The sequence below is a fragment of the Burkholderia sp. WAC0059 genome (genome assembly GCF_002870125.1).
GTDB lineage: Bacteria > Pseudomonadota > Gammaproteobacteria > Burkholderiales > Burkholderiaceae > Paraburkholderia.
In genome coordinates, this window is record NZ_PNEO01000003.1 from 132,848 (window position 1) to 158,529 (window position 25,682).

Annotated in this window: 27 protein-coding genes; 17 read left to right on the forward strand and 10 right to left on the reverse strand. The window is 67.0% G+C overall.

The features are described 5' to 3' along the window. Positions 1 to 25: 25 nt before the first annotated feature. Positions 26 to 1,102 carry an LLM class flavin-dependent oxidoreductase gene (locus CY652_RS04240; protein WP_102129459.1) on the reverse strand — a complete coding sequence of 359 codons (1,077 nt, stop codon included), beginning with the start codon at positions 1,100 to 1,102 and terminating at the stop codon, positions 26 to 28. Positions 1,103 to 1,433: 331 nt separating this feature from the next. Here CY652_RS04240 and CY652_RS23815 point away from each other — a divergent pair, with 331 nt between their 5' ends. The 5 genes from CY652_RS23815 to CY652_RS04265 all read left to right on the forward strand — a co-directional run bounded on the left by CY652_RS23815 (position 1,434) and on the right by CY652_RS04265 (position 4,634). Continuing rightward, a complete protein-coding gene (locus tag CY652_RS23815; protein WP_146010025.1) occupies positions 1,434 to 1,661 on the forward strand; it encodes a hypothetical protein in 228 nt (75 codons plus the stop codon). Between the two features lie 133 nt (positions 1,662 to 1,794). After that, positions 1,795 to 2,172 carry an HrpB1 family type III secretion system apparatus protein gene (locus tag CY652_RS04250; protein WP_102129461.1) on the forward strand — a complete coding sequence of 126 codons (378 nt, stop codon included), beginning with the start codon at positions 1,795 to 1,797 and terminating at the stop codon, positions 2,170 to 2,172. After that, positions 2,169 to 2,609, forward strand: coding sequence for an N-acetyltransferase (locus CY652_RS04255; RefSeq protein WP_102129462.1), 441 nt, complete (start codon positions 2,169 to 2,171; stop codon positions 2,607 to 2,609). The genes CY652_RS04250 and CY652_RS04255 overlap by 4 nt, the downstream gene beginning before the upstream one ends. A gap of 263 nt (positions 2,610 to 2,872) precedes the next feature. Further along, on the forward strand, positions 2,873 to 3,925 hold the full coding sequence (locus CY652_RS04260) for an NADP(H)-dependent aldo-keto reductase (RefSeq protein ID WP_102129463.1): 1,053 nt from the start codon (positions 2,873 to 2,875) through the stop codon (positions 3,923 to 3,925). 280 nt (positions 3,926 to 4,205) lie between these two features. Continuing rightward, entirely contained in the window at positions 4,206 to 4,634 is a 429-nt protein-coding gene (locus CY652_RS04265) for a hypothetical protein (protein ID WP_102129464.1), read from the forward strand. Between the two features lie 21 nt (positions 4,635 to 4,655). Here the strand turns inward: CY652_RS04265 and CY652_RS04270 are convergent, their stop codons facing one another. Both CY652_RS04270 and nodI read right to left on the reverse strand, forming a co-directional pair. Beyond that, positions 4,656 to 5,507: an ABC transporter permease gene (locus CY652_RS04270; RefSeq protein ID WP_374703626.1), complete on the reverse strand. Its 852-nt coding sequence runs from the start codon at positions 5,505 to 5,507 to the stop codon at positions 4,656 to 4,658. Beyond that, positions 5,503 to 6,417, reverse strand: a complete 915-nt coding sequence (gene nodI / locus CY652_RS04275) for a nodulation factor ABC transporter ATP-binding protein NodI (RefSeq protein WP_102129466.1) — start codon at positions 6,415 to 6,417, stop codon at positions 5,503 to 5,505. Before nodI ends, CY652_RS04270 begins: the two co-directional genes overlap by 5 nt. A gap of 253 nt (positions 6,418 to 6,670) precedes the next feature. Between nodI and CY652_RS04280 the strand changes: the two genes are divergently transcribed. Further along, positions 6,671 to 7,144 carry a universal stress protein gene (locus CY652_RS04280; protein WP_102129467.1) on the forward strand — a complete coding sequence of 158 codons (474 nt, stop codon included), beginning with the start codon at positions 6,671 to 6,673 and terminating at the stop codon, positions 7,142 to 7,144. Positions 7,145 to 7,154: 10 nt separating this feature from the next. Here CY652_RS04280 and CY652_RS04285 read toward each other — a convergent pair whose 3' ends face one another. The 3 genes from CY652_RS04285 to lexA all read right to left on the reverse strand — a co-directional run bounded on the left by CY652_RS04285 (position 7,155) and on the right by lexA (position 8,978). Then, positions 7,155 to 7,766, reverse strand: coding sequence for a DUF2939 domain-containing protein (locus CY652_RS04285; RefSeq protein ID WP_102129468.1), 612 nt, complete (start codon positions 7,764 to 7,766; stop codon positions 7,155 to 7,157). Positions 7,767 to 7,948: 182 nt separating this feature from the next. After that, positions 7,949 to 8,308, reverse strand: coding sequence for a hypothetical protein (locus CY652_RS04290; RefSeq protein WP_102129469.1), 360 nt, complete (start codon positions 8,306 to 8,308; stop codon positions 7,949 to 7,951). A 19-nt stretch (positions 8,309 to 8,327) separates the two neighbouring features. Then, entirely contained in the window at positions 8,328 to 8,978 is a 651-nt protein-coding gene (gene lexA / locus CY652_RS04295; protein WP_102129470.1) for a transcriptional repressor LexA, read from the reverse strand. Positions 8,979 to 9,265: 287 nt separating this feature from the next. Here lexA and CY652_RS04300 point away from each other — a divergent pair, with 287 nt between their 5' ends. The 9 genes from CY652_RS04300 (at position 9,266) to katE (ending at position 17,921) form a co-directional block, all read left to right on the forward strand. Further along, positions 9,266 to 10,330 (forward strand): sulfate/molybdate ABC transporter ATP-binding protein, encoded by a 1,065-nt coding sequence (locus CY652_RS04300; protein ID WP_102129471.1) that lies wholly within the window; start codon positions 9,266 to 9,268, stop codon positions 10,328 to 10,330. Positions 10,331 to 10,391: 61 nt separating this feature from the next. Then, positions 10,392 to 11,318, forward strand: coding sequence for a CysB family HTH-type transcriptional regulator (locus CY652_RS04305; protein ID WP_102129472.1), 927 nt, complete (start codon positions 10,392 to 10,394; stop codon positions 11,316 to 11,318). 136 nt (positions 11,319 to 11,454) lie between these two features. After that, positions 11,455 to 12,495 carry an asparaginase gene (locus tag CY652_RS04310; protein ID WP_102129473.1) on the forward strand — a complete coding sequence of 347 codons (1,041 nt, stop codon included), beginning with the start codon at positions 11,455 to 11,457 and terminating at the stop codon, positions 12,493 to 12,495. A 173-nt stretch (positions 12,496 to 12,668) separates the two neighbouring features. After that, a complete protein-coding gene (rpsF, locus tag CY652_RS04315) occupies positions 12,669 to 13,040 on the forward strand; it encodes a 30S ribosomal protein S6 (protein WP_102129474.1) in 372 nt (123 codons plus the stop codon). A gap of 62 nt (positions 13,041 to 13,102) precedes the next feature. After that, complete coding sequence (priB, locus tag CY652_RS04320) at positions 13,103 to 13,393, forward strand: primosomal replication protein N (RefSeq protein WP_102129475.1); 291 nt, start codon at positions 13,103 to 13,105, stop codon at positions 13,391 to 13,393. Between the two features lie 2 nt (positions 13,394 to 13,395). Continuing rightward, the gene (gene rpsR, locus CY652_RS04325) at positions 13,396 to 13,671 is read left to right on the forward strand and encodes a 30S ribosomal protein S18 (RefSeq protein ID WP_102129476.1); all 276 of its coding nucleotides are present in this window, start codon (positions 13,396 to 13,398) and stop codon (positions 13,669 to 13,671) included. A gap of 27 nt (positions 13,672 to 13,698) precedes the next feature. Beyond that, entirely contained in the window at positions 13,699 to 14,151 is a 453-nt protein-coding gene (rplI, locus tag CY652_RS04330) for a 50S ribosomal protein L9 (protein WP_102129477.1), read from the forward strand. 179 nt (positions 14,152 to 14,330) lie between these two features. Further along, positions 14,331 to 15,713: a replicative DNA helicase gene (locus CY652_RS04335; protein WP_102129478.1), complete on the forward strand. Its 1,383-nt coding sequence runs from the start codon at positions 14,331 to 14,333 to the stop codon at positions 15,711 to 15,713. Between the two features lie 108 nt (positions 15,714 to 15,821). Further along, entirely contained in the window at positions 15,822 to 17,921 is a 2,100-nt protein-coding gene (gene katE, locus CY652_RS04340) for a catalase HPII (RefSeq protein WP_102129623.1), read from the forward strand. 239 nt (positions 17,922 to 18,160) lie between these two features. Here katE and CY652_RS04345 read toward each other — a convergent pair whose 3' ends face one another. Next, positions 18,161 to 19,297, reverse strand: coding sequence for a glutathione-independent formaldehyde dehydrogenase (locus CY652_RS04345; RefSeq protein ID WP_102129479.1), 1,137 nt, complete (start codon positions 19,295 to 19,297; stop codon positions 18,161 to 18,163). A gap of 405 nt (positions 19,298 to 19,702) precedes the next feature. On the opposite strand from CY652_RS04345, the gene CY652_RS04350 reads away from it, so the two are divergent. Together CY652_RS04350 and CY652_RS04355 are read left to right on the forward strand one after the other, a co-directional pair. Beyond that, a complete protein-coding gene (locus CY652_RS04350) occupies positions 19,703 to 20,329 on the forward strand; it encodes a DUF47 domain-containing protein (protein ID WP_102129480.1) in 627 nt (208 codons plus the stop codon). A 15-nt stretch (positions 20,330 to 20,344) separates the two neighbouring features. Further along, the gene (locus CY652_RS04355; protein ID WP_102129481.1) at positions 20,345 to 21,355 is read left to right on the forward strand and encodes an inorganic phosphate transporter; all 1,011 of its coding nucleotides are present in this window, start codon (positions 20,345 to 20,347) and stop codon (positions 21,353 to 21,355) included. Positions 21,356 to 21,395: 40 nt separating this feature from the next. On the opposite strand, the gene CY652_RS04360 is transcribed toward CY652_RS04355, so the two are convergent. From CY652_RS04360 to CY652_RS04370, 3 genes are all read right to left on the reverse strand, one after another. Next, positions 21,396 to 22,202, reverse strand: coding sequence for an SDR family NAD(P)-dependent oxidoreductase (locus tag CY652_RS04360; RefSeq protein ID WP_102129624.1), 807 nt, complete (start codon positions 22,200 to 22,202; stop codon positions 21,396 to 21,398). Between the two features lie 113 nt (positions 22,203 to 22,315). Then, positions 22,316 to 23,473 (reverse strand): NlpC/P60 family protein, encoded by a 1,158-nt coding sequence (locus CY652_RS04365; protein WP_102129482.1) that lies wholly within the window; start codon positions 23,471 to 23,473, stop codon positions 22,316 to 22,318. A gap of 250 nt (positions 23,474 to 23,723) precedes the next feature. Beyond that, the gene (locus CY652_RS04370; RefSeq protein ID WP_102129483.1) at positions 23,724 to 25,529 is read right to left on the reverse strand and encodes a PhoH family protein; all 1,806 of its coding nucleotides are present in this window, start codon (positions 25,527 to 25,529) and stop codon (positions 23,724 to 23,726) included. Between the last annotated feature and the right edge of the window lie 153 nt (positions 25,530 to 25,682).

Sequence of the window (25,682 nt, forward strand, 5' to 3'; positions counted from 1 at the left end):
GAACTCCGTGGATCGATGCTGCGGTTCAGGCCGCGGCGCGCTCGCGCGAGGTCAGCTCGCGCGTCGCGGGGATCAGTTCGCGTCCGTAGTCGGTCGCGTCCTCGAGCGGGTCGAAGCCGCGGATCAGGAACGTCGTGACGCCGAGCGCGTGGTATTCGGACAGCGTTTGCGCGACCTGGGCCGGCGTGCCGACGAGCGCGGTCGAGTTCGAGCGCCCGCCGATTTCCTTCGCGACGGCGGTCCAGAGCCGCTCGTCGGCGCGCACGCCGTCGCCGGCCGCCGAGAGCAGCCGGCGCGCGCCTTCGCTCTGCTGCGGATTGCCGGCGCCGAGGCCCTGCCCGGCGCGCAGCCGCCGCGTCTCCTGCAGGATGTGTTCGGCGCGCTCCCAGGCGGCTTTTTCCGTGTCGGCGAGAATCGGCCGGAACGACACGGAGAACCGCACCGTGCGCCCGTGCTTCGCGGCCGACGCGCGAACCTGCGCGATCAGCCCGGCGACCTGCTGCTTCGATTCGCCCCACAGCGCATACACGTCCGCGTGCCGGCCGGCCACCTCGATGGCGGGCGCGGAGGCGCCGCCGAAGTAGATCGGCACGTACGGCTGCTGCTTCGGCTTGACCTCGGACCAGGCCTGCTCGAAGCGGTAGAAGCGGCCCGCGTGATCGAACGGTGCGCGCTCGGTCCAGACGCGGCGCAGGATCTGCAGGTATTCGTCGGTGCGCGCATAGCGCTCGTCGTGGTCGGCGAAGTCGCCGTCGCGGCGCTGCTCGCTGTCGCTGCCGCCGCTGATGAAGTGCACGGCGAGGCGGCCGCCGCAGAAGTGATCGAGCGTCGCGAGCTGGCGCGCCGCGAGCGTCGGCGCCACGAAGCCGGGACGATGCGCGAGCATGAACTTCACGCGCGTCGTCACGCTGGCCGCGTAGGCGATCGTCAGCGTCGCGTCGGGGCCCGTCGAGTGATGCGGCACGAGAATCCGGTCGAAGCCGGCCTGCTCGTGGGCCTGAGCGAATGCGCGAACGTAGTCGATGTCGATCGCGGGCCCCTGCGGGAGATGCGTTTCCGAGACCTTGCGCTGCTGGATCATGCCGATGAATTCGACGCTCACGGTGGCTCCTTGTCGGGCGGACTAATCGGATGAGCCTATCACCGGGCGCTGCGCGGCTTAAATAGCAAATTCCGATAACGATATGGGCGGGCGGCGCGAAGGGCGACGCGGCGGCGGGGCCGGGCGCGCAACGGCGGCCCGGCATTTCCGGGAGGCGCAGGGCGTCCCCACTTCGCATTTCACGTCCCGGGTTCGCGTCGGGCCGGTCGATGCGACGGGGGGCGGGCTAAATTGGCGTCAGGATCTCGATGTGCGCGGCGTACGGGCTGGCAGGTCGATTCCGTACAGCAATTTCTTCTCAACCCTGTTTATCACACGAAGGAGAATCGACATGTCGGCTATCGGAAATGCTGTCAAGGACCTCGGAAGCGACCTCGGAGGTGCCGTCAAGGATCTCGGAAGTGCGGTCGAAGGCGTCGCCACCCTCAATCCCGGCGAAGCCCTATCCGGCATTACGGGGGCGCTGGGTAGCGCGGCCGCATTGACGCCCGAGGGGGCCGCCGCCACGTTGCTCGAAGGCGGTGTCCAGGAGGTCCTCGGCGGCGGCAGCGGCGGTTGACGTTTTTTTGAGGCGACTCCGATCGCCCTGTCCGGAGGGATGGCTTCGGCAAAGCGGGACGCGCTCCAGACGAACGGGAATCGCCCGTTTCTCGAAGCCTTCTTCAAGTCAGCGTTTATTCAGAGACCCCATCATGGATCCGTTCGACTCCACCGACGCGTCGATCATCGTGCAGGCTTTGGCGCAATGCCTCGAGGACGATCGTCCCGACGAGGCTGAAGCGCTGATGCAGCGTCTGCACGACCTGCATCCCGCCACCCGCAGCGTGCTGATTTTTCCGGTGATGATCGCCATCCGGCGCGGTCGGCCGCACGAGGCCTGGCAGCTCGTCAACACCCTGCCGGACGACCAGTCCCCGGAACTCAAGGCGTTGTGCCTGTACGTGCTCCAGGATCCGTCGTGGCACAGCTACGCGACGGAACATGCGGACAGCCCGAACCCGGTCGTGCGCAAGGCCATGCGGCAACTGCTCGGCATGCCGTTCGACGCGGACGTCTGCGAGCCGGCATGACGCGCCGGCTGACGCTTGCCGATCACGCCGACCTCGACGTGTTTTACGACGCGGATTCGCCGCGATATCGCGGCGCGGGCGAGCACGTCCTGAAACTCGTCACCAAAGAGCGGTTCATCCGCTATTACCGGAACTGTCCGTCGATCGGCTTCGAGTTCGACGGCAAGCCGATCGGCGGCATCATCTACGACGGCAAGGGCGCGCACATTGCCGTGCTGCCCGAATATCACGCCCGCTGGGCGTTGCTGCTGCGGCCCGCGCTGCAGTGGCTGTTCAGCATCAAGAGCGAGATGCTCGTCGAGGTCGAGGTCGAAAACGCCGCCTGTATCGAGTTCATGAAGCGCAACGGCTGGCCCGCGCTGGGCACGACCGACGGCTGGATTACTTACCGCATGACGCAGCACCCGCGCCGTCATGGTCCGCGGGCGGGCTCCTGACCCGTCGTCGGAGACCGCCGGGTGCCGGCGCTTCCGGTTCGCGGCCGGCGTTCCCCATTGCCCATTGCCTGACGTCGGGAGGGGCCCCGGCGGCGCTGCCCGCCCGTCTCCGCTCGTCCGTTTTCTCCCGTATTTTTCTCCGTTTGCCGGCCGTTTGCGGCGGTATCCGGGCGGGGCCGTGTTTTTCTCCCGTTCCCCGGCTGAAAAAAAGCGCCCGCTATGTTAACGTTCCCGTTCTCAACCACACGACGGAAAACGCATCAATGGAATACCGCAAACTCGGCGATTCGGACGTCAAGGTGAGCCTGATCGGGCTCGGCACGATGACGTGGGGCGAGCAGAACACGGAGAGCGAGGCGCACGCGCAGATCGACTACGCGCTCGACCACGGCGTCACGCTGGTCGATGCGGCCGAAATGTATCCGGTGCCGCCGCGCGCCGAAACCCAGGGGCTCACCGAGCGCTACATCGGCACCTGGCTCGCGAAGCATCCGGCAGCCCGCGAGCGCATCGTACTGGCGACCAAGATCGCCGGGCCGGCACGTCAGCCGCACAATCCGCGCCACATTCGCGGCGAGGGCAACCAGTTCGACCGCAAGAATCTGACCGAGGCGCTCGACGGCAGCCTCGCGCGCCTGCAGACCGATTACGTCGATCTGTACCAGTTGCACTGGCCCGATCGCAGCACGATGACTTTCGGGCGCAGCGCCTATCCGTGGGTCGACGACGCCTATACGGTGCCGATCGAGGAAACGCTCGAGGTGCTGGCCGGGTTCGTCAAGGCGGGCAAGGTGCGCCATATCGGCGTGTCGAACGAAACGCCGTGGGGCGTCGCCCAGTTCCTGCGCGCGGCCGAGAAGCTCGGCCTGCCGCGCATCGTCAGCATCCAGAATCCGTACAGCCTGCTGAACCGCACGTTCGAGCTCGGCCTCTCGGAATTCAGCCATCGCGACGGTATCGGGCTGCTCGCCTACTCGCCGCTCGCGTTCGGCTGGCTGAGCGGCAAGTACGAAGGCGGCGCGCGGCCCGAGGGCGCACGCATCACGAAATTCGAGCGTTTCCAGCGCTACAGCAAGCCGCAGGCCGTCGCCGCCACGTCGCGCTACGTCGCGCTCGCGAAGCAGCACGGCCTCTCGCCGACCCAGCTCGCGCTGGCGTTCGTCAACAGCCGTCCGTTCCTGACCAGCAACCTGATCGGCGCGACGTCGCTCGAACAGTTGAAGGAGAACATCGGCAGCGCCGACGTGACGCTCTCGCCCGAGGTGCTTGCGCAAATCGACGCGTTGCACGAGCAGCAGCCGAACCCGGCGCCCTGATTCCAGGCGTTGCCGGCACGGCCGCAGAAAGCCGCCGGGGCGGCCCGGCGCATGCGGCTGAACGTGGCTTTTTCCGGCCGGCGGATCCGTTTTTGCCGAAGATGTCCCGGCCGGAACGGCGATAATCCACCCGGCTGCCGGAACGGCGTGCGTAGCGCGGTCGGCCGCGGTGGTACGATTCAAACACGCATGGCGGTACGTTCGCGGCGGGAGTTCCGGCCGCGCAGGACAAGGCCCAGGACCAGCAGGACCAGGACAAGGCCCTTACCCGGGAAACAGCATGGCAAAGCAGAAAAAGACCGATCCGAAACTCGAACAGGCACTGACACGGGGGGATCTTGCGATTCGGGAAGCCAACTCGTCGCGCGCGACCACGGTGCTGCGCGCGCTGGGCAAGATGATCGTCGAGGCGTCGGCAACGATCGGCGTCGAGGCGCATACGGCGATTCCCGAAGGCGACCGCATCTACGATCCCGAGGACGGCGTCTGGCCCCAGGCGCTGCTCGTTTCGCTCGACGACCCGGTCGAGGACGCGGACCCCGAGGAAATCCGCACCGTTCGTCTGCTGGCCGATTCGTCGGCGCGAACGACGTTCCGCGTCGAGTGGCACCGGGCCGACGGCAAGCTCGGCCGGCAGGACGGCGGTCCGTTCGCGACCGTCGCCTTCATCTCCGACGTCGACATTCCCTGGGGCGACGACGAGGACTGAGCGCCGCGCGCGCTCAGCGCTTCATCGCATCATGCGGCGGCGAAACAGGACCGTCGCGATCGCGAACGGCACGACGATGTACGCGACCAGCACCGCGACGTGCAGCGCCGGGTGATCGAACGGGCGCCCGAGCATGGCGGGCCGGATCAGTTCGACCGCATGGGCGAGCGGCAGCATCAGCGTGATGCGCTGGACGGCGGCGGGCAACTGCTCGATCGGAAAGAACACGCCGGAGAGCATCAGCATCGGCGTGAGCACTAGCGTCTGATAGAACATGAAGAAGTCGTACGACGGCGCGAGCGCGGTCACGATCATCGCGATGCTCGCGAACGCGAGTCCGGCGAGCGCGATGACGGGCAGCGCGAGCAGCATCGACGGAAAGCTCGCGTAGCCGGGCAGGCTCGCCACGAGCATGATCGCCGCGCCGGAGAGCATCGCCTTGCTGGCGGACCACACCACTTCGCCGAGGATGACGTCGCCGAGCGAGAGCGGCGTGTGCAGGATCGCTTCCCACGTGCGCTGCACGTGCATGCGCGAGAAGCCCGAGTACAGGCATTCGAAGCTCGCGGACATCATGACGGACGACGCGACGGTGCCGGCCGCGAGGAACGCGATGTAGGACACGCCGCTTACGTGGCCGACCATCAGGCCGAGGCCGAAGCCGAGCCCGAACAGGTAGATCATCGGATCGGCGAGATTGCCGAATATCGAGGCGAGGGCGAGCTTGCGCCAGACGAGGTAATTGCGGCGCCAGACCGCGATCCAGTTGCACGCGTTCGAAGGCAGCGCGGCGGGCAGGGTCGTGTCGCCGCGGTTGGTGGCGCGGGAATCGTTCTTGCCTTGGGATGAAGCGGCGTCGTGCATCGTCTCAATCCTGCATTTCGCGGCCGGTGAGCCGCAGGAAAACATCTTCGAGATTGGCCGGCCGGTGCAGATAGCGCAGGCCGGCGCGCTGCTGCAGGCGCGCGTGGACGGGCTGCGCGTCGTCGACGTAGCAGAACAGCGTTTCGCCGCTGATTTCCGTACGTTTGGCGAGCGGGGCCAGTTCGTCGCGCAGCGCGACGGGGTCCGGGCCGTAGATTTCGATTACGTCGCAGCCGATTTCCGATTCGACAAGCGCGCTCGGCGCGCCCTCGGCGATCTTGCGGCCTTCCTCGACGATGGCGACGCGATTGCAGAGCCGTTCGGCCTCCTCCATGAAGTGCGTCGTGAGCAGGATCGTCTTGCCGCGGCCGAGCAGCGAGCGCAGCCGCTCCCAGATCAGGTGGCGCGCCTGCGGGTCGAGGCCCGTGGTCGGCTCGTCCATGACGAGCACATCCGGGTCGTTGACGAGCGCGCGGGCCATCGTGAGCCGCCGCTTCATCCCGCCCGAGAGTTCGCTCACGCGCGCGTCGGCCTTGCTCTCGAGCCGGGCGAATTCGAGCAGCGGGCCGACTTTCGCGCGCGTCGCGGCGGCCGGCAGGCCGAAATAGCGGCCGAAGACCTGCAGGTTCTCGCGCACGGTGAAATCGGGGTCGAGGTTGTCGAACTGGGGTACCACGCCGACGCGGGCCCGCGCCATGCGCGCCCGCTCGGGAATGGGTTCGCCGCACAGGCGGATCGCGCCGGCGTCGGGGGCGGTCATGCCGAGCAGCATGCGCAGCGTGGTGGTCTTGCCGGCGCCGTTCGGTCCGAGCAGACCGAAGCATTCGCCGGGCCGGACCTCGAACGACAGGCCGTCGACGACCGTTTTGTCTCCATAGCGCTTGACGACCTGTTCGAATTCGATAGCGGCGGCTGGCATCGGGGCGGGATATCCGTCGGAAGAAATGGAGCAGGTAAAGCGGCTTATTTTAGAGCATCGCCGGGGTCGGAAACGGCAAAACCGGGTGGCAGCGAGGCTAAGTGAGACTGTTTGGCGCCGGGTTTCGCAACGCAGCGCGGGGCCGGACATGGAGCCGGCCGGCCTGGCGTTTTCAGTGCTTGCCAGCGGAATTGCGGCGCACCATCATGAAAACCGCATAGCCTGCCATTTGCGCAGGCGGGGAGAGCGCATCATGGCGAGCTACCGGAAAATCCTGCTGTGCTACGACGGTTCGCGCGAGGGCCGCAAGGCGTTGCGCTGCGGCGCCGATCTGGCACTGGATCTGAAAGCCGAGACGCATCTGCTGTCCGTCGTCGACATGCGCGCGAGCATTGCTCAAACCGCGGGACTACTGACCGACGTGGCCTGCGGGCGCTTCGAGGAAACGGCCCGCGAGATTCTCCAGGAAGGCGTCGACTGGCTGACGGAACGCGGTGTCCAGGCGCAGGGACACTTCGCGTTCGGTCATCCGGTCGACGAGATCGCCAATCTGGCCGACGAACTCCACGCGGACCTCGTGGTGGTCGGGCACCGCTGCCGCAAGGGCCTGTCGCGATGGTGGATGGGCGCCGGCAATACGCCGCTGCTGGACCGCGTGTCGTGCAGCATTCTCGTGGCGTGCTCGTCGCCGGCCGAGCAGAAGCAGCAGGCGGCCGAGGCCGCCTGAGCGGCGGGAATCAGTTCCCGAGGTCGACGGCCGAAAGCTTCCACGAAAACAGCCCGTGCCGCACAAGGATCGCGGTATAGGGACTGTCGTTTTCGCGGCGGCGATACGTCACGGCGAATTCGTTGATGCCGCGATAGCCGGCCGTCGTTTGTGCGGGGGGCTCGCTTGCTCCGGCGGCGGGCGGCGCGGAGGCCGCGGAGGCCGCGGAGGCGGATGGAGCAGGCGGCGCGGCCGGTTGCTCGCCGGGCTCGCCGCGCGGCGGCATGCCGTTGAGCAGCGCTTCGACGCCTTCGGGCGTCGCATAGACGTCCACGAGCGGACCGATCAGCGCCGCGCCGATGACCGCGCCGAAGAGCGCCAGCGGATTGCCGTCGTGCCGGGCGTCGAGGCGGTCTCTGAGCATCGCGCCGATCTGTTCTTTCAGGCTTGCGCGCAGCGCCGGGTAATCGACGTACTCGTTCAGCGTGGCAGCGTCGCGCTCGTCGGCCGCCCGCTTGATCCGGGAAAGCGCGAGATACGGCGACGCATAGGCATAAGCGAGTATGGCCACCACGACGATCGCGACGAGCGCAGCAATCAGCGGTTTGCTTCTGTTTTTTGCGGGGACGGTCGTATCGGTCATCGGACGAAGCGCAGAGATAAGGAATAGACGTTGACCGCATTCCGGCCGAAACGATCCGCAGTATTCGGACAGCATTGCCTGGCGACAATGCCCGGGCCGTATCGGGTGACGAACCGCGCCCGGTCGCCGCGGCAGTCGTTCATCCCGCCATTCACCCCGGCCTTTGCCGGACTTGCCCGATCTTACCGGACGAGCGCTTCGGGCCGATCCATCTGCTGCTCGGCGATGCAGCGGTCGATCATCCGGCAGACGGCGTCGACGGTGCCCACCATGATGAGGCGCGACGGCCCGTGATAGACGCGCACCGGCGCGCGTTGGGCCGGTTCGCTGTTGAGGGCGCTATTGAGCGACACGCGCGCGAATGCGGGCTGGGCCGACGGCAGGGCCGGCATCGGCGCCGCTTCGGCGTCGAACAGCGAACCGGTGAACGACGGCTTCGAAACGTGAGCGCCGGCCGCGCGCATTGCGCAGGGCACGAGGCTGCGCAGATGGCGCAGGCGTCCGAAGGGGCGGAAGGGCAACAGGCGGGCAAGGCGTTCCATAAGGGGCTCCAGACGGCGTTCAGAATTCGGTCGGGCGAATGAGCCCGACCGCGATGCCTTCCAGCGCGAAATCCGCGCTGCCGGCCTCGACGAAGAGATTGTCGTAATCGGGGTTCTCGGCGATCAGCTCGATGCCGTCCGGCCGGCGCTTCAGGCGCTTGACCGTGACGTCGTCGCCGAGCCGGGCGACGACGATCTGCCCGTCCTTCGCCTCGCTCTTTTTCTGCACGGCGAGCAGGTCGCCGTCGAGAATGCCGGCGTCGCGCATCGAGAGGCCCCGTACCTTGAGCAGATAGTCGGGCTTGCCGGCGAAGAGTGCCGGGTCGCAGGCGTAATGCTGGGCGATGTGCTCCTGGGCGAGGATCGGGCTGCCGGCCGCCACCCGGCCGATGAGCGGCAGCGAGAGCTGCATCAGGCTCGCGTGCGGCAGCGTGAACTGGTGGGGCAACTCGTCGGGGCCCGGCACGAGGCGAATGCCGCGCGACGCGCCGGCCGCCAGCTCGATGACGCCCTTGCGCGCCAGCGCCCGCAGGTGTTCCTCGGCGGAGTTCGCCGAGCTGAAACCGAGCTCGGCGGCGATTTCGGCCCGGGTGGGCGGAAACCCGCTGCGCTCGATCGCGCGTCGGATCAGATCGAAAACCTGCTGCTGCCGTGCGGTGAGTTTGGTCATGTCGCCACTGTATGAATGAACAGGTGACTGTATTTTTATACAGTATCCGGCACTTTTCAAGTGCTGTTTTAAAGAGCGGTGCCTCGGACGCCCGTTTTCATCGGCCTTTAACACTTTCGGGTATTAAAGAATGAGGAACAATTATTTTTAATGATGATGCGGTCCGGCTAGACTGGCCCGATTGGACGTAACGATGCAGGACTGGACGGAAAGAACGGGGACGCGCGCCGATCGGGGTCGCGGCATCTGGCGGTTCCGCCGCACTGGAAGAGGGAGATCGGCAGCACATGGGCATCATCGTTCGCAACCTGCACAAGCGCTTCGGCGACTTCACCGCGCTCGACAACGTGTCGCTCGACTTCCCGGCGGGCGAACTCGTCGCGCTGCTCGGCCCGTCCGGCTGCGGCAAGACGACGTTGCTGCGCCTGATCGCCGGCCTCGAGTACGCGGATGCGGGCCAGGTGGTGCTGCAGGGCCTGGACGTCGGTTCGGTCGGCGCCCGCGAGCGGCAGGTCGGCTTCGTGTTCCAGCATTACGCGCTCTTCAGGCACATGACGGTGTTCGAGAACGTGGCGTTCGGGCTGCGCGTGAAGCCGCGCGGCGAGCGGCCGCCGGAGGCCGTGATCCGCGAGAAGGTGCATGAGCTGCTCAAGCTCGTGCAGCTCGACTGGCTCGCGCAGCGTTATCCCTCGGAGCTTTCGGGCGGCCAGCGGCAGCGCATCGCGCTCGCGCGCGCGCTTGCGGTCGAGCCGAAGGTGCTGCTGCTCGACGAGCCGTTCGGGGCGCTCGACGCGAAGGTGCGCAAGGAGTTGCGCAGCTGGCTGCGGCGGCTGCACGACGACCTGCACATTTCGACGCTGTTCGTGACGCACGACCAGGAGGAAGCGCTCGAGGTGGCCGACCGCATCGTCGTGATGAACCACGGCTGCGTCGAGCAGGCCGGCAGCCCGCAGGACGTCTACGACCACCCGCAGACGGCTTTCGTCTACGAGTTCCTCGGCGCTGCGAACCGGCTCAGCGGCCACGTGGCCGGCCAGGGCTTCGTCGCCGACGGCGCCGCGCAGCCGATCGCCGTCAGCGCGGCGTTCGAGGGGCCGGCGTTCGCCTACGTGCGCCCGCACGATCTCGTGCTCTATCCGCGGACGCAGGCGGCCGGTTCGGGCGAGGGCATCGTGGTCGGCGTGCGGCGCGTCGTGCCGCTCGGCGGGTCGGTGCGCGTCGAGCTGGAGGCGCGCGAGGGCGCCACGCTCGAGGCGCAGCTCGACCGCGAGGCCTGGCGCGCGCTGCGCCTCGAAGTCGGCGACGGCGCGACGGCCGTGCCGCGCGCGCTGCGCGTGTTCCCGGCGCATTGATGCGCGCATTGAGACAGGTCGGGGGGCCGGCGTCCGTCGGCAGTTCAGGAGATATAACAAAATGAATTTCCAGCAATTGCGCTTCGTGCGCGAAGCCGTGCGGCAGAACATGAATCTGACCGAGGTGGCGAACGTGCTCTACACGTCGCAGTCGGGCGTGTCGAAGCAGATCAAGGATCTGGAGGACGAGCTCGGCGTCGACATCTTCATTCGCCGCGGCAAGCGGCTCACCGGGCTGACCGAGCCGGGCAAGGCCGTTCACCAGCTCATCGAGCGCATGCTGCTCGATGCGGAGAACCTGCGCCGCGTCGCGCGCCAGTTCGCCGACCAGGACAGCGGCCACCTCGTCGTCGCGACGACGCACACGCAGGCCCGCTACGCGCTGCCGAAGGTCGTGCACCAGTTCACCGAGGTGTTCCCGCGCGTGCATCTCGCGCTGCGCCAGGGCAGCCCGCAGCAGATCGCGCAGATGATCATCAACGGCGAGGCCGACATCGGCATCTCGACCGAGGCGCTCGACCGCTATCCCGACATCGTCACGTTCCCGTGCTATTCGTGGCATCACGTCGTCGTCGTGCCGAAGACGCACCCGCTCGTGGGCCGCGCGAATCTCACGCTCGAGGAGGTGGCCGAATATCCCGTCATCACCTACGACCTCGACTTCACGGGTCGCTCGCACATCGACCAGGCGTTCGCGAAGGCGGGCGCGCTGCCCGACGTCGTGCTGACCGCGATCGACGCCGATGTCATCAAGACCTACGTCGAGCTCGGCATGGGCGTCGGCATCGTCGCGGCGATGGCCTACGATCCGAAGCGCGACACGGAGCTCGTGGCGCTCGATACCCAGCATCTGTTCGAGGCGAGTACGACGCGGGTCGGGCTGCGCAAGGGGGCGTTCCTGCGCCAGTACGCGTACCGGCTGATCGAAATGTTCGCGCCGCATCTGAACGAGGCGCAGATCGCGAGCCAGTTGCGCGAAGCCGTCTGAGTTTCGTCCGACGGCGGCTGGGGCGGCGGACCGGACGTTCGCGCGTCGCGGTCGCCTCGCGGCACGCGGCGGCGGGCAGGGTTGGGCCTTTGCCGCGCGTCATGGCGAGCCGGCCGGATCGCTTACAATCGCCGCCATGAACGCCTCCCTCTCGACCGTTTCTTCCCCGTCTACCCACCTGCCGTCGGCCTTGCCGCGCATCGCCGTGCTCGCGACGGGCGGCACGATCGCCGGCGCCGCGCCCGACGCGGCGAACACGGTTGGCTACCGGGCCGGCGTGATCGGCGTGGAACAATTGCTGACCGCCGTGCCGGGGCTGGCCGCGATCGCGCGGATCGAGGCGGAGCAGGTCGCGAGCCTCGACAGCAAGGACATGCCGCTCGCGTTCTGGACCGCGCTCGCGCAGCGCGCGAACGCGCTGCTCGCGCGCGACGACGTCGACGGCGTGGTGATCACGCACGGCACCGACACGCTCGAGGAGACGGTCTGGCTGCTGCATCTGACGGTGAAGAGCGCCAAGCCCGTGGTGCTGACGGCCGCGATGCGACCGGCGTCGGCGCTGTCGGCGGACGGTCCGCTGAACCTTCTCAACGCGGTGACGGTGGCGGCCAGCGCGGCTGCGGCGGGGCAGGGCGTGCTGCTCGCGTTCAACAACCGCATCCATTGCGCGCGCGACGTGACGAAGACGAGCACTTCCGCCGTCGACGCGTTCCAGTCGCCCGAGATCGGCGCGCTCGGCTGGGTGCAGGACGCCCGTATCGAGTTTCAGCGGCGCGCGACGCGCCCCCACACGGCCGATTCGGAATTCCTGATTCCGTCGGACTGGCCGCACGTCGAGATTGTGGCGAGTTACGCGGGCGTTTCGCGCATCGCGGTCGACGCGCTCGTGGCCGCCGGCGTGCGCGGTCTCGTGGTGGCCGGCACCGGCAACGGCTCGATTCACGCGGCGCTCGAGCGCGGGCTCGTCGACGCCGTGGCGCAGGGCGTCGCCGTCGTGCGTGCCTCGCGCACCGGATCGGGGCACGTCATGCGCAACGGCGCCGCGTCCGACGACGCGCTCGGTTTCGTCTCGGCCGGCACGCTCAACCCCTGGAAGGCGCGCGTGCTGCTCATGCTGGCGCTCGCGGCCGGCCGCGCGGGCTCGGCCGGACTGCAGCGCGTGTTCGACACTTACTGAATTCCGCCCGCGCCGGCCAGGGCGAGTCCCCAAGTTATTGAAAACAAAACCGATTCTGGGGTTTGGCACGCCAAAAACCTTGCGTTGCGCCGCCGGACGGGTTAAAATCGCCGGCTTCTCACTTGCCACACCGGATCAGACGCCCGGGTGGCTTTAATCCACAAGGAGTGTGTATGCGTCATTACGAAATCGTGTTCATCGTGCACCCGGACCAGAGCGAACAGGTGCCCGCGATGATCGAGCGTTACAAGTCGACGATCACGTCGCACGGCGGCCAGATCCACCGCATCGAGGACTGGGGCCGCCGCCAGTTGGCCTACATGATCGAAAAACTCGCGAAGGCTCACTACGTCTGTCTGAACATCGAATGCGACCAGACCACGCTCGACGAGCTGGAGCATGCGTTCAAGTTCAACGACGCCGTGCTGCGTCACCTCATCGTCAAGCAGAAGAAGGCCGAAACCGGCCCGTCGCCGATGATGAAGGAAGTGCAGCGCGAAGAAGCCCGGAAGGCGGCGACCCAGCCGTCCGAAGCGCAGGCTTGAGGAATTAGCCATCAGGTCGTTTTCGCGTCGTCATCCACGTTGATCACGGCAATCCGCGCCCGGTGAACAGGCTGCAACTCACGGCCAGCATCGTCGAACGCGAGCCGGTGCGCTACACCCCGGCCGGCGTTCCGATCGCGAGCTGTACGCTGCAGCACCGCGCCGAAGTCGTCGAGGCCGGCATTGCCCGGCAGGTCGAGTTGACGATGCCGGCGGTAGCCGCCGGCGAGGCGAGCGGCAGGCTGGAACGCTGCGAGATGGGCGTCGAGACGCTCTTCACCGGCTTCCTGGCGAAAAAGAACCGCAACGCGAGAACCCTGGTGTTTCACATCACAGAAATAGGAAAGGACTGATCATGGCCCGCCCGACTGGCAAGAAATTCGACAAGCGTCGTCAGCAACAGAACCCGCTCTTCAAGCGCAAGAAGTTTTGCCGCTTCACGGCCGCTGGCGTCGAACAGATCGACTACAAGGACATCGATACCCTGAAGGACTTCATCGGCGAGAACGGCAAGATCACGCCGGCGCGTCTGACGGGGACCAAGTCGCACTATCAGCGTCAACTGGACACGGCCATCAAGCGCGCGCGCTTCCTCGCGCTGATGCCGTACACCGACCAGCACAAGGCCTAACCCGACGACGCTACAAGGAGTATCCGAATGCAGATCATTCTTCTGGAAAAAGTCGTCAATCTGGGCAACCTCGGCGACATCGTCAAAGTGAAGGACGGTTACGCGCGTAACTTCCTGATCCCGCAAAAGCGCGCCCGCCGCGCCACGAAGGAGGCGATCGCCGAATTCGAAGTCCGCCGCGCGGAACTCGAAAAGGTCGCCGCCGAGAAGCTCGCCGCCGCGCAGGCACAAGGCGAGAAGCTGGCCGGCCTGACCGTCCAGATCGCCCAGAAGGCCGGCGTGGACGGCCGCCTGTTCGGCTCGGTCACGAATGCCGACATCGCCGGCGCGCTGGGCAAGCTCGGCTTCGGCGTGGAAAAGGCGCAGGTGCGCCTGGCGGAAGGTCCGCTCAAGATCGTCGGCGACCATCCGGTGCAGGTCTCGCTCCACACGGACGTCCTCGTCGACGTGACGGTGTCGGTGCTCGGCGAGCACGTCTAAGCTTCTTCGGGACGGGGCTTTTTTCTCGCCCGTGTCCTGAACGCCGGTCGCCCGGCGGGCACGACGACGCAAGGCAGAAATCCCGAGAGGGGTTTCTGCCTTTCTTTTTGGGCGGGCGCCGCCGCGCCCGCTGTCGGGCGCCTTTCGCGCGCCCGGCATTTGCCCGATAATGGCCCTCCATGAACGCTCCAAACGATCCCCAAATCGAGTCGCTGAAGGTTCCGCCTCATTCGATCGAGGCCGAGCAGTCGGTGCTCGGCGGCCTGCTGCTCGACAACGGCGCCTGGGACCGGATTGCCGACTTCCTCTCGCAGGGCGATTTCTACCGCTACGACCACCGGATCATCTACGAGCACATCGGCAAGCTGATCGCGGGGACGCGGCCGGCGGACGTGATCACCGTCTACGAGTCGCTCGGCACGGCCGGCAAGGCCGACGACGTGGGCGGGCTCGCCTATCTGAACGCGCTCGCGCAGAACACGCCGAGCGCGGCGAACATCCGCCGCTATGCCGAAATCGTGCGCGACCGCGCGGTGCTGCGCCGGCTCGTCTCGGTGGCCGACGAAATTTCGGCCGACGCGTTCAACCCGCAGGGCAAGGAAGTGCGCCAACTGCTCGACGAGGCCGAGGCGAAGGTGTTCTCGATCGCCGAGGACGGCGCGCGCGGCGCCCAGGGGTTCCTCGAAATCGGTCCGCTGCTCACGCAGGTCGTCGAGCGCATCGACACGCTCTATCACACCGAGAACCCGAGCGACGTGACGGGCACGCCGACCGGCTTCGTCGACCTCGACCGGATGACTTCGGGGATGCACGGCGGCGAACTCATCATCGTCGCGGGGCGGCCCTCGATGGGCAAGACGGCGCTCTCGATGAACATCGGCGAATACGTGGCCGTCGAGTACGGCCTGCCGGTCGCCGTGTTCTCGATGGAAATGCCGGGCACGCAGCTCATCATGCGGATGCTCGGCTCGGTGGGCCGGCTCGACCAGCACCGCATGCGGACCGGGCGCCTGACCGACGAGGACTGGCCCAAGCTCACGCACGCGGTGCAGAAAATGAGCGAGGCGCAGATTTTCATCGACGAGACGGGCGGCCTGAACCCGATGGAACTGCGCTCGCGCGCGCGCCGGCTGTCGAGGCAATGCGGCAAGCTCGGGCTCATCATCGTCGATTATCTGCAGCTCATGAGCGGCTCGTCGCAGGGCGAGAACCGGGCCACGGAAATCTCGGAAATTTCGCGCTCGCTCAAGAGTCTCGCCAAGGAGCTCGACGTGCCCGTGATCGCGCTTTCGCAGCTCAATCGCGGCCTCGAGCAGCGGCCGAACAAGCGGCCCGTGATGTCGGACCTGCGCGAGTCGGGCGCCATCGAGCAGGACGCCGACGTGATCCTCTTCATTTACCGCGACGAGGTCTACAACCCGGACAGTCCTGACAAGGGCACGGCCGAAGTCATCATCGGCAAACAGCGCAACGGCCCGATCGGGCCCGTGCGGCTGACCTTCCACGGCCAGTACACGAAGTTCGATAACTTCGCGGGCGCGCAGAATTTCTACGGCGAATAAAAAAATCCACCGGCGCTGATTTTTCCGGCTCCTGCTTCGGCCTGGCGCGACGTGCGCGGGCAAGGCACATCGCTTGCGGGCAACGCGTACCCCAACGAGGAGCGCGCCATGCCAACACATCGTCAACGATCCCATGCGGGCCAGCCGGCCGCCGACCCGAAATCGCAGGACCTTGAAACGTTTCGCGCCCGTGCCGACGGCGAAGCGTTGCGGACGAATCAGGGCGTGAAAATCGCCGACAACCAGAACACGCTGCGGGCCGGACCCCGCGGTCCTTCGCTGCTCGAAGATTTCATCATGCGCGAGAAGATCACGCATTTCGATCACGAGCGCATTCCCGAGCGTATCGTCCATGCGCGCGGCTCGGCCGCCCACGGCGTGTTCCAGGTCTACGAGTCGCAGGCCGAGCTCACGCGCGCGGCGTTTTTGCAGGACCCGAAGAAGGTCACGCCCGTCTACGTGCGTTTCTCGACGGTCCAGGGCCCGCGCGGTTCGGCCGACACCGTGCGCGACGTGCGCGGGTTCGCGACGAAGTTCTACACGGAGCAGGGCAATTTCGACCTCGTCGGCAACAACATGCCGGTGTTCTTCATCCAGGACGCGATCAAGTTTCCCGACTTCGTGCACGCCGTGAAGCCCGAGGCGCCCGACGAGATGCCGACCGGCGGCACGGCCCACGACACGTTCTGGGACTTCGTCTCGCTTGTGCCGGAAAGCGCGCACATGGTGCTGTGGGCAATGTCCGACCGCGCGATTCCGAAGAGCCTGCGCACCATGGAAGGCTTCGGCGTGCACACGTTTCGCCTCGTCAACGCGCAGGGCAAGGCGCGCTTCGTGAAATGGCACTGGCGTCCGGTGCTCGGTTCGTATTCGTTCGTCTGGGATGAGGCGCAGAAGATCGCCGGCAAGGACCCGGACTTTCACCGCCGGGACCTGTGGGAAGCGATCGCGCGCGGCGACTACCCGGAATACGAGTTCGGCGTGCAGATCGTCGAGGAAGAGGACGAGCACAAATTCGGCTTCGATCTGCTCGATCCGACGAAGCTGATTCCCGAAGAACTCGTGCCGGTCAAGCTGATCGGCAAGATGACGCTGAACCGCAACCCCGACAACTTCTTCGCGGAAACCGAGCAGGTGGCGTTCCATCCGGGCCATGTCGTGCCGGGCATCGATTTCACGAACGATCCGCTGCTGCAGGGACGCCTTTTCTCGTACACGGATACGCAAATCAGCCGGCTGGGCGGTCCGAATTTCCACGAGATTCCGATCAACCGGCCGGTATGTCCGTTCCAGAACAACCAGCGCGACGCGATGCACCGCCAGACGATCAACGTGGGGCAGGCCTCCTACGAGCCCAATTCCGTGGGCGACGGATGGCCGAAGGAAACGAAGCCCGCCGACGGCGGGTTCGAGAGCTACCAGGAGCATGTCGACGGTCACAAGATCCGCGTGCGCAGCGATTCGTTTGCCGATCACTTTTCGCAGGCGACGATGTTCTTCCGGAGCATGTCCGAACCGGAGAAGGCGCACATCGTCGCGGCGTATTCGTTCGAGCTCGGCAAGGTCACGAAACCCGAAATTCGCCGGCGCACCGTGGACGGGATTCTCGCGAACATCGACGCGGATCTGGCCGCCGGCGTGGCCGGGGCATTGGGTTTGCCGAAGCCGGCGCCGGGCAGCAAGCACGGCATGCCGAAGCCGGAATCGTCGCCGGCGCTGAGTCTGCTCAATCGCGTCAAGCCCGGCATCAAGACGCGCAAGATCGCGCTGCTCACCGCACCGGGCGCCGACGCGGGCGAACTGGCGAAGTTGCGCGACGCGTTCGCGAAGGAGGGCGCGACGGCGCTCGTCATCGCGCCGTCTCTCGCGCCGATCGGCGAGATCGTGCCGGACGCGACAATCGCCGGGATGCCGTCGGTCATGTTCGACGCCGTATTCGTGCCGGGCGGCGAACAGGCGAGCGCGACGCTCTCGCAGTCGGGCGACGCGCGGCATTTCGTGCTCGAGGCGTTCAAGCATCTGAAGGCGCTCGGCGCGCTCGGCGCCGGCCGCGACGTGCTCACCGCGGCGCATCTGCCGGCCAATGCGGACGGCGTCGCCGAAGGCGACGAGACGCAGTCGAAAGAGGTGCTCAAGCGCTTCATCGAGTCCGCGTCCCGACATCGTGTCTGGTCTCGCTCGGCGGCGGCGGAGTCGGTGCCGGCCTGAGGAAGCGGGGGCCGCGGCTTCGCGCGCGGCCCTTCCTCATGGCTCCTTGAGTCCGTTGTGTTTCTCCGAAAGCCGCCGTGCGGCGGCTACGTTGTCCGGACCGGGGCCGTCCGGTTGCCCTGGGTCGTCCTGGTTTGCCGGCGAGATCGTTGCAGCCGAAGTCGTCGTGAAGCGCCGGCCGATAACGCCGTCCGGCGCTTCGCCGGTCTTCTCCGCCTCTTCTCTGCTTCTCCTCTCCCTTATGCGGCTGTCTTCAGCACGACTTTGGTCCAGCCGTCGGTGCGCTCGTCGAAATGCCGGTAGCCGTCGGCCGCTTTCGCGAGCGGCAGTTCATGCGAGATGATCTGCGACGGCCGCACCCTGTCGGCTGCGATCAGGTCGCGCAGCTTGCGGTTGTACGCCTTCACGTTGGCCTGGCCGGTGGCGACGTGCTGGCCTTTCATCCATAGCTGTCCGAAGTCGAACGCGAGGCGACCCTCCTTCGCGAGCGCATCGGGCGAACCGGGGTCCCCGGCGACGAAGACGCCGACCACGCCGATGCCGCCGGTCGGCCGCACGGCCTTCACGAGGTTGTTCATGGTGAGATTCGGCACTTCCCGGCCGTGGCAACTGCATTGATACCCCACGCACTCGCAGCCGCGATCCGCGCCTTCGCCGCCGGTGAGCTCGAGGATCCGTTCGGCCGATTCGCCGTCGCTGTCGTCGACGGGGATCGCGCCGAGCTTTTCCGCGAGCCGCAGACGGTCGGCGTGCGTATCGACCACCATGATCTTGCTGGCGCCCTTGATCTGCGCGGAGAGCGCGGCCATCAGCCCGACCGGACCGGCGCCGTAGATCGCGACGCTGTCGCCGGCCTCGACGCCCGCGAGCACCGTTGCGTGATAGCCGGTCGGGAAGATGTCGGACAGCAGCACGTAATCGTTTTCCTTTTCCTCGGCGTCGGGCGGCAGCCGCAGGCAGTTGAAGTCGCCGAACGGCACGCGCAGGTATTCCGCCTGGCCGCCGCTGTACGGCCCCATGCCCGCGAAGCCGTAGGCGGCGCCCGCCGTGCCGGGATTCGTGCTCAGGCAGAAGCCCGTCAGGCCCTTCTCGCAGTTCTTGCAAAAACCGCAGGCAATATTGAAAGGCATACAGACGCGGTCGCCTTTCTTCACGCGCTCGACTGCCGAGCCGGTTTCCACGACCACGCCGAGGTTCTCGTGCCCGAGGATCCGTCCGGTCTCCATGTTCGTGCGGCCTTCGTACATGTGCAGGTCGGAGCCGCAGATGTTGGTGGTGGTGATCTTCACGAGTACGTCGGTCGGCTTTTCGATTCTGGCGTCGGGCATCTCCTTGACCGAGACGTTGCGAGGTCCTTCGTAGACGACAGCTTTCACGGCGATTCTCCTTGTGACGCGCCTGCCGGAGCGGCGCTCGCGGCAGGTACAGGCATGGGCATGGGGCAAGTTCGCCGGCGCCCGGTGGGGCAGCGGCGGTCCTCGGCGGCAGCGCGCGAACGTCGGCGCGCCGCCTGCGTCGGGACGTACGCACCGGCCATTCCCGGCATATTCCCCGGCATACCGGGGCGGCGGCGTCCGACGTATTGCCGCCGTCGGGGCCGGGTGCGTCCCGGCGGCGCCCTCGATCGCCGGCAGTTGGGGAGGGCTTTCCTATAAAATCGCGGTTGTCATGCAATCGTCACAAAATTCCGGGCGATGCACGGAATGTGCGGCACGACGTGGTGCAGGGGGAGTGGCGTCAATGCCATTGATTTTTGACGAGAAGCATTAACGGAAAGGCAAATGTTCGGTCGATTCATGCCCCGAGAGGGCAAGTTTTTCGAAATATTCAATGCGCACGCGAAGTGCATCGTCGACGGGAGCCGGGAGCTCGAACTGCTGATCGACAATCTCGCCGAAACCGAACGCCACAAGCAGAACGTCCAGGTCGCCGAAAAGGCCGCCGACCGTCTGACGCACGAGACGATCGACCTGCTGCACAAGACCTTCATCACGCCGCTCGATCGCGACGAAATCCACAAGCTGATCACGACGATGGACGACATCCTCGACCTCGTCGAGGACGTCGCCACGGCCGTCTCGCTCTACGACGTGCAGGCCGTCACGTCCGAGGCGAGCGAGCTCGCGCACATCTGCACGGCCTGCGCCGAGCGCGTGCAGGCGGCCGTCGCGATGCTCTCCGACATGGGCCAGGCCAGCCAGATCCTGAAGGCCTGCGAGGACATCGACCGGCTGGAGTCCGACGCGGACCGCCTGCTGCGCGCGGCGATCTCGAAGCTCTTTCGCGAAGAGGACGACGTCAAGACGCTCATCAAGCTGAAGGCCATCTACGAGCTGCTCGAGACGATCACCGACCGGTGCGAGGACGCGGCGAACATCATCGAAGGCATCGTGCTCGAAAACGCCTGAGCGGACGACAGCACGATGCAATCGATACAGCTCGCCATCTGGATCGTGGTGGCGCTCGTCGCCATTTCACTGGTGTTCGACTTCATGAACGGCTTTCACGACGCGGCGAACTCGATCGCCACGGTCGTCTCGACGGGCGTGCTCAAGCCGCAGCAGGCCGTCGCGTTCGCGGCGTTCTTCAACGTCGTCGCCTATTTCATCTTTCACCTGAAGGTCGCGCAGACGGTCGGCCGGGGCACGATCGACCCCGACATCGTCGATCACTACGTGGTGTTCGGCGCGCTTGTCGGCGCGATCGGCTGGAACGTCCTCACCTGGTACTACGGCATTCCGTCGAGCTCGTCGCATGCGCTGATCGGCGGGCTCGTCGGCGCGGCGCTCGCGAAGTCGGGGTGGGGCGCGCTCAACGTCGATGGCCTCATGAAAACGGTCGCGTTCATCTTCCTTTCGCCGCTGCTCGGTTTCGTGCTCGGCTCGTTCTTCATGCTCACAGTGTCGTGGCTTTACTTCCGCACGCCGCCGAGCCGCGTGGACCGCCGCTTCCGGCGGCTGCAGCTCGTCTCGGCGAGCCTTTACAGTCTCGGCCACGGCGGCAACGACGCGCAGAAGACCATCGGCATCATCTGGATGCTGCTGATCGCCACGGGCTATGCGTCGGCCGGCTCGGACGCCCCGCCGCTCTGGGTGATCGGCGGCTGCTATCTGTCGATGGGGCTCGGCACGCTGTTCGGCGGCTGGCGGATCGTGCGCACGATGGGGCAGAGGATCACGAAGCTCAAGCCCGTCGGCGGCTTTTGCGCCGAGGCCGGCGGCGCGCTGACGCTTTTTACCGCCTCGGCGCTCGGCATCCCGGTTTCGACGACGCACACGATCACGGGCGCGATCGTCGGCGTCGGCGCGACCCGCAAGCTCAGCGCCGTGCGCTGGGGCGTGGCGGGCAATATCGTGTGGGCGTGGATCCTGACGATTCCCGCTTCGGCCGCGCTGGCCGCGGCGGGCTGGTGGCTCGGCCACCGGCTGATGTAGCGCGCGGCCTCGTTCAGAGGCCGCGCCCGGTCGGATACGGTCAGATCAGCGGCGCGCCGCAGCCGTCCATCGGCACGATCGCGCCGGTGACGTAGCTGGCCCGGCGGCTCGCGAGAAAGAGCGCGACGTCGGCGATTTCCTCGGGTTTCGCATAGCGGCCGAGCGGCACCTTCGCCTCGCCACGCGCGAGCGCGGCGGCCGCATCGCCGCCGTCGCGGGTGGCCTCGAGCGCGAGCGCTTCCTGTAGCCGCTCCGTCAGCGTCGCGCCCGGGTTGATCGCGTTGATGCGGATGCCGTAGCGCGCGTGATAGTGCGCGAGGCCCACGGTCGCGAGCATCAGCGCGGCGTTGGCCGCGCCGCCCGCGATGTGGATGTCGCTCGCCACCTTGCCGCCCATCCCGATGATGTTGACGATCGTGCCCGGCTCGGTCGCCTTGCCGGACTTGACCCGCTCCACCATCCGGCGCAGCACTTCCTGCTGCGGGTACACGTAGGGAAAGTACTTCGCTTCCATCGTTTCCCTGAAGGCCTGCGCGTCGAGCGCTTCGGGGTCGAAGCGGCGCGCGGCGCCGGCGCTGTTCACGAGCACGTCGATGGGACCCAGCGCCGTGGCGACTTCCTCGACCACGTCCGCCGCGCTGTGGGGCTCGCTGAGATCGGCGCGAGTCAGATGTACGTGCAGCCCGTCCTTCACGAGCTGTTCGCGCGCCCGCGCGAGATTGGCCGCATCGCGCGAGACGATCGCGACGCGCGCGCCTTCCGTTGCGAACGCGCGGGCGCAGGCGAGCCCGATGCCCTTGCTGCCGCCCGTGATCAATACCACCTTGTTGCCGAGTCCGAGATCCATCGCTGCCTCGCTGTTCATGTCGTGAAGTCAGCGGAAACGATAACAGACGCCGACGACAGCGAAAACCGCGTCGCCGTCAGGGCTGTTCGGTGCTGTCGTCGCGCGAGCGGCGCTCAGGGCGCCTGGAAGTTGCCGTTGGCGAAGCGCGCGATCGGGTCGTCGTTGCTCGACCCCGAAGAGGGCGGCGGCAATTCACGTGCGCTCGTCGAGGCGCGAAGGATTTGCGGCGGTGCATCGGCGGGCGACGGCAGCGGCTCGATGGGCGACGGTTGCGCGGCTTGCGCCTCGGCCGCCTGGCGCGAAGCGGCCGAAGCCGATGGAGGCGGGGGCTCGTAGGCGTCGGCGGCGGCGTCGATGGCGTCGGGCGCGCTCGACGAGGCGGTTGACGGCGCGGTCTGCGCCGTTTGCGCGGCCGGGTTCCCGCTGGCCGGCGACACGGCATCCGCCTCGCGGGCCTGCACCTGCGCCGAACGCATCGAGTCGGGCGGCGGCTCGAACGGGTCGGTCGCGACGGCGGTCGGCGCGGCGCTTACGGTCGTCGCTTCGTCCGGCGGCAAGGCTTCGGCGACGGGTGTCTGTCCCGGCGGCGGCGTGTCGCTACGCGCGGGCGAGGGGGACGATGGCGCGACGGACGCCGTGGCAATGGCGGCGGCATCCGTGCCGGGTGGCGGCGATGGCGGCGCCGACGCCTCGTAAGTCGGCGCATCGAGTATCGACGGCGCGCGTTTCGGCGGGGCGACGCGGCGTATTCCGTTGAAGTGCCTCGCCCAATACGGATTGTTCAGATAGTCGAGCCGCACGGTGCCGCCCGTCGATGGCGCATCGACGAAGCGCAACTGGCCGACGTAAATGCCGACGTGCGAATACGGGCGTCCGTCGGTGTCGAAGAATACGAGGTCGCCGGCGGCGATCTCGTCGGGCTGGATCGCCACGCCGCTGTAGCGCATTTCGGACGTGGTGCGCGGCAGGTTGATCATGGCGGCGCGCGCGACGACGTATTTGACGAGGCCGCTGCAGTCGAAGCCGCTCTCGGGCGTGTTGCCGCCCCAGCGATAGGGGATGCCGACGAGGCCCATCGCCTCGATCGAGATTTCCTCGCGTCCGATGCTGTGATCGACGAAGTCGGGGAACCCGGGCGGGACGGTCCGGTAGGCGCGCGGCACCATGATGGACCCGTGGTCGCTGCCGCCGTTGTAAGCGACGCGCGGCGGCGCGCTTGAGCAGGCAGCGAGCAGCACGGTGAGCAGGAGCGGAAGCCAGAGTCGGCGCATGGGCTCGCGGGACGGACGCGCACGCCCGCCGGGAACAGGTAACGGGCCGATGGTAGCCCGCCCGGCGGGGCTTTCGCAAGAAAACTTGATAAATTACTTGAAGTGTGGGCCGAAGGTGTTGCGCATCGTGGACGGTGCAACACCGAGTGCGCGCGGAATTGTCAAGAAAAAACCGCATCCGGGGACGGATGCGGTTTTCGGTTCGGCCGTAGAAAGGACGATCGGGCGACGTCCCCGATGCCGCTCGCGGCTACAGGATTTCCGACGCGTAATCGGCGAGGCGGGAGCGTTCGCCGCGCGCGAGCGTGACGTGGCCGCTGTGCGCCCAGCCCTTGAAGCGGTCGACCACGTAGGTGAGCCCCGAGCTACCTTCGGTCAGGTAAGGCGTGTCGATCTGCGCGATGTTGCCGAGGCAGACGATCTTCGTGCCCGGACCCGCGCGCGTGACGAGCGTCTTCATCTGCTTGGGCGTGAGGTTCTGCGCCTCGTCGATGATCAGGTACTTGTCGACGAACGTGCGTCCGCGCATGAAGTTCATGCTCTTGACCTTGAGCCGCGAGCGGATCAACTCCTGGGTCGCCGCGCGGCCCCACTCGCCGGCCGCGTCGTCGGTTTTCTGCAGGACTTCGAGGTTGTCGTCGAAGGCGCCCATCCACGGCTGCATCTTCTCTTCCTCGGTGCCGGGCAGAAAGCCGATGTCCTCGCCGACCGGCACGGTCGCGCGCGTCACGATGATCTCGTTGTAGCGCTTGTCGTCGAGCACCTGTGCGAGGCCCGCCGCGAGCGCGACGAGCGTCTTGCCGGTGCCGGCCTGGCCGAGCAGCGTGACGAAGTCGATCTCGGGATTCATCAGCAGGTTCAGCGCGAAGTTTTGCTCGCGGTTGCGCGCCGTGATGCCCCACACGTTGTTCTTGTTGTGGCCGTAGTCGCGCAGCGTCTGCAGCAGCGCCGTCTTGCCGTTCAGTTCGCGCACGATCGCGTGGAACGCGGGCTCGCCGTTCTGCGGCTCGAGGTAGACGAACTCGTTGACGAGCAGCGACGCGCACAGCGGTCCCGTCACGCGATAGTAGGTCGTGCCGGTCTTGGTGTCCTGCCAGCTTTCCATGCCCTTCGCGTGCTTCGTCCAGAAGTCCTGGGGCAGCGCGCGAACGCCGGAGTAGAGCAGGTCCTTGTCCTCGAGCACCTGGTCGTTGAAGTAGTCCTCGGCGGGCAGGCCGAGCGCATGCGCCTTGATGCGCATGTTGATGTCCTTCGACACCAGCACTACCTGGCGGTCGCTCCGCTCGCGCTGCAGCGAGCGCACGACGCCGAGAATCTGGTTGTCGGCCTTGCCCTCCGGCAGTCCGTTGACGGGCTCGATCTGCGAGAGCTGCGTCTGGAAGTAGAGGCGCCCGAGCGCCTCGCGGCTGCCGAGCCGCGCGAGCGAAATGCCCTCGGAGATCGGCCCCGCGTCGGCGACGAGCGAATCGAGCGTGCGACTGACCTGACGCGCGTTGCGCGCGACCTCGGACATGCCCTTCTTGTGATTGTCGAGTTCCTCGAGCGTCATCATCGGCAGATAGACGTCGTGTTCCTCGAAGCGGAAGAGGCAAGTCGGATCGTGCATGAGCACGTTCGTGTCGAGGACGAACAGCTTGCGCACCTCGACGCCGTCGCCCGACTGAAGGCGCTTTTTCGCGGCGCCGCGCGTCGCCGCCGTGCCCGCCGCCGGCTTTTCGGCGGCCGGTTTGTCGTTGCGCGCGACGACCGGTTCCCCGGCCGAGGCCGGCCTGAGCGGCTGCAGCAGCGCGGCCGTCGGCTTGCGCTTGCGGGCGGTGGCGGGCGCGGGGGATTCGTCGGGTATCTCCGCGGACGGCGACACGGGGCGCAGCGTCGTCGCGGCGTTGGCGGCGGGCGTCATCGGCTCGGCCACGTTTGCTGCGCCGTACTCGGCCACTTCGACGGTTTCGCCTTCGGCGGCCGCCTTGCGCGCGCCGCGCGCCGGACGGGCACGGGTCTTGTATTCGTCGGGCGGCAGCAGGCTGCCGAGCTTGTTGGGCGGGGTAGGCAAAGGCATGGTGTCTCTCGAGAAAATCGGGTCGAGTAAGGTGCGCTCGCGATGCGTGGCCTGCGCCGCGTATCACACGATGGGCACGATGGCGCGCTCAGATCGGGAAATGCCGGTTCGCCTGGTTTTGGATAGGCTCCTTGGTCAAGACGCCGTGCCGGA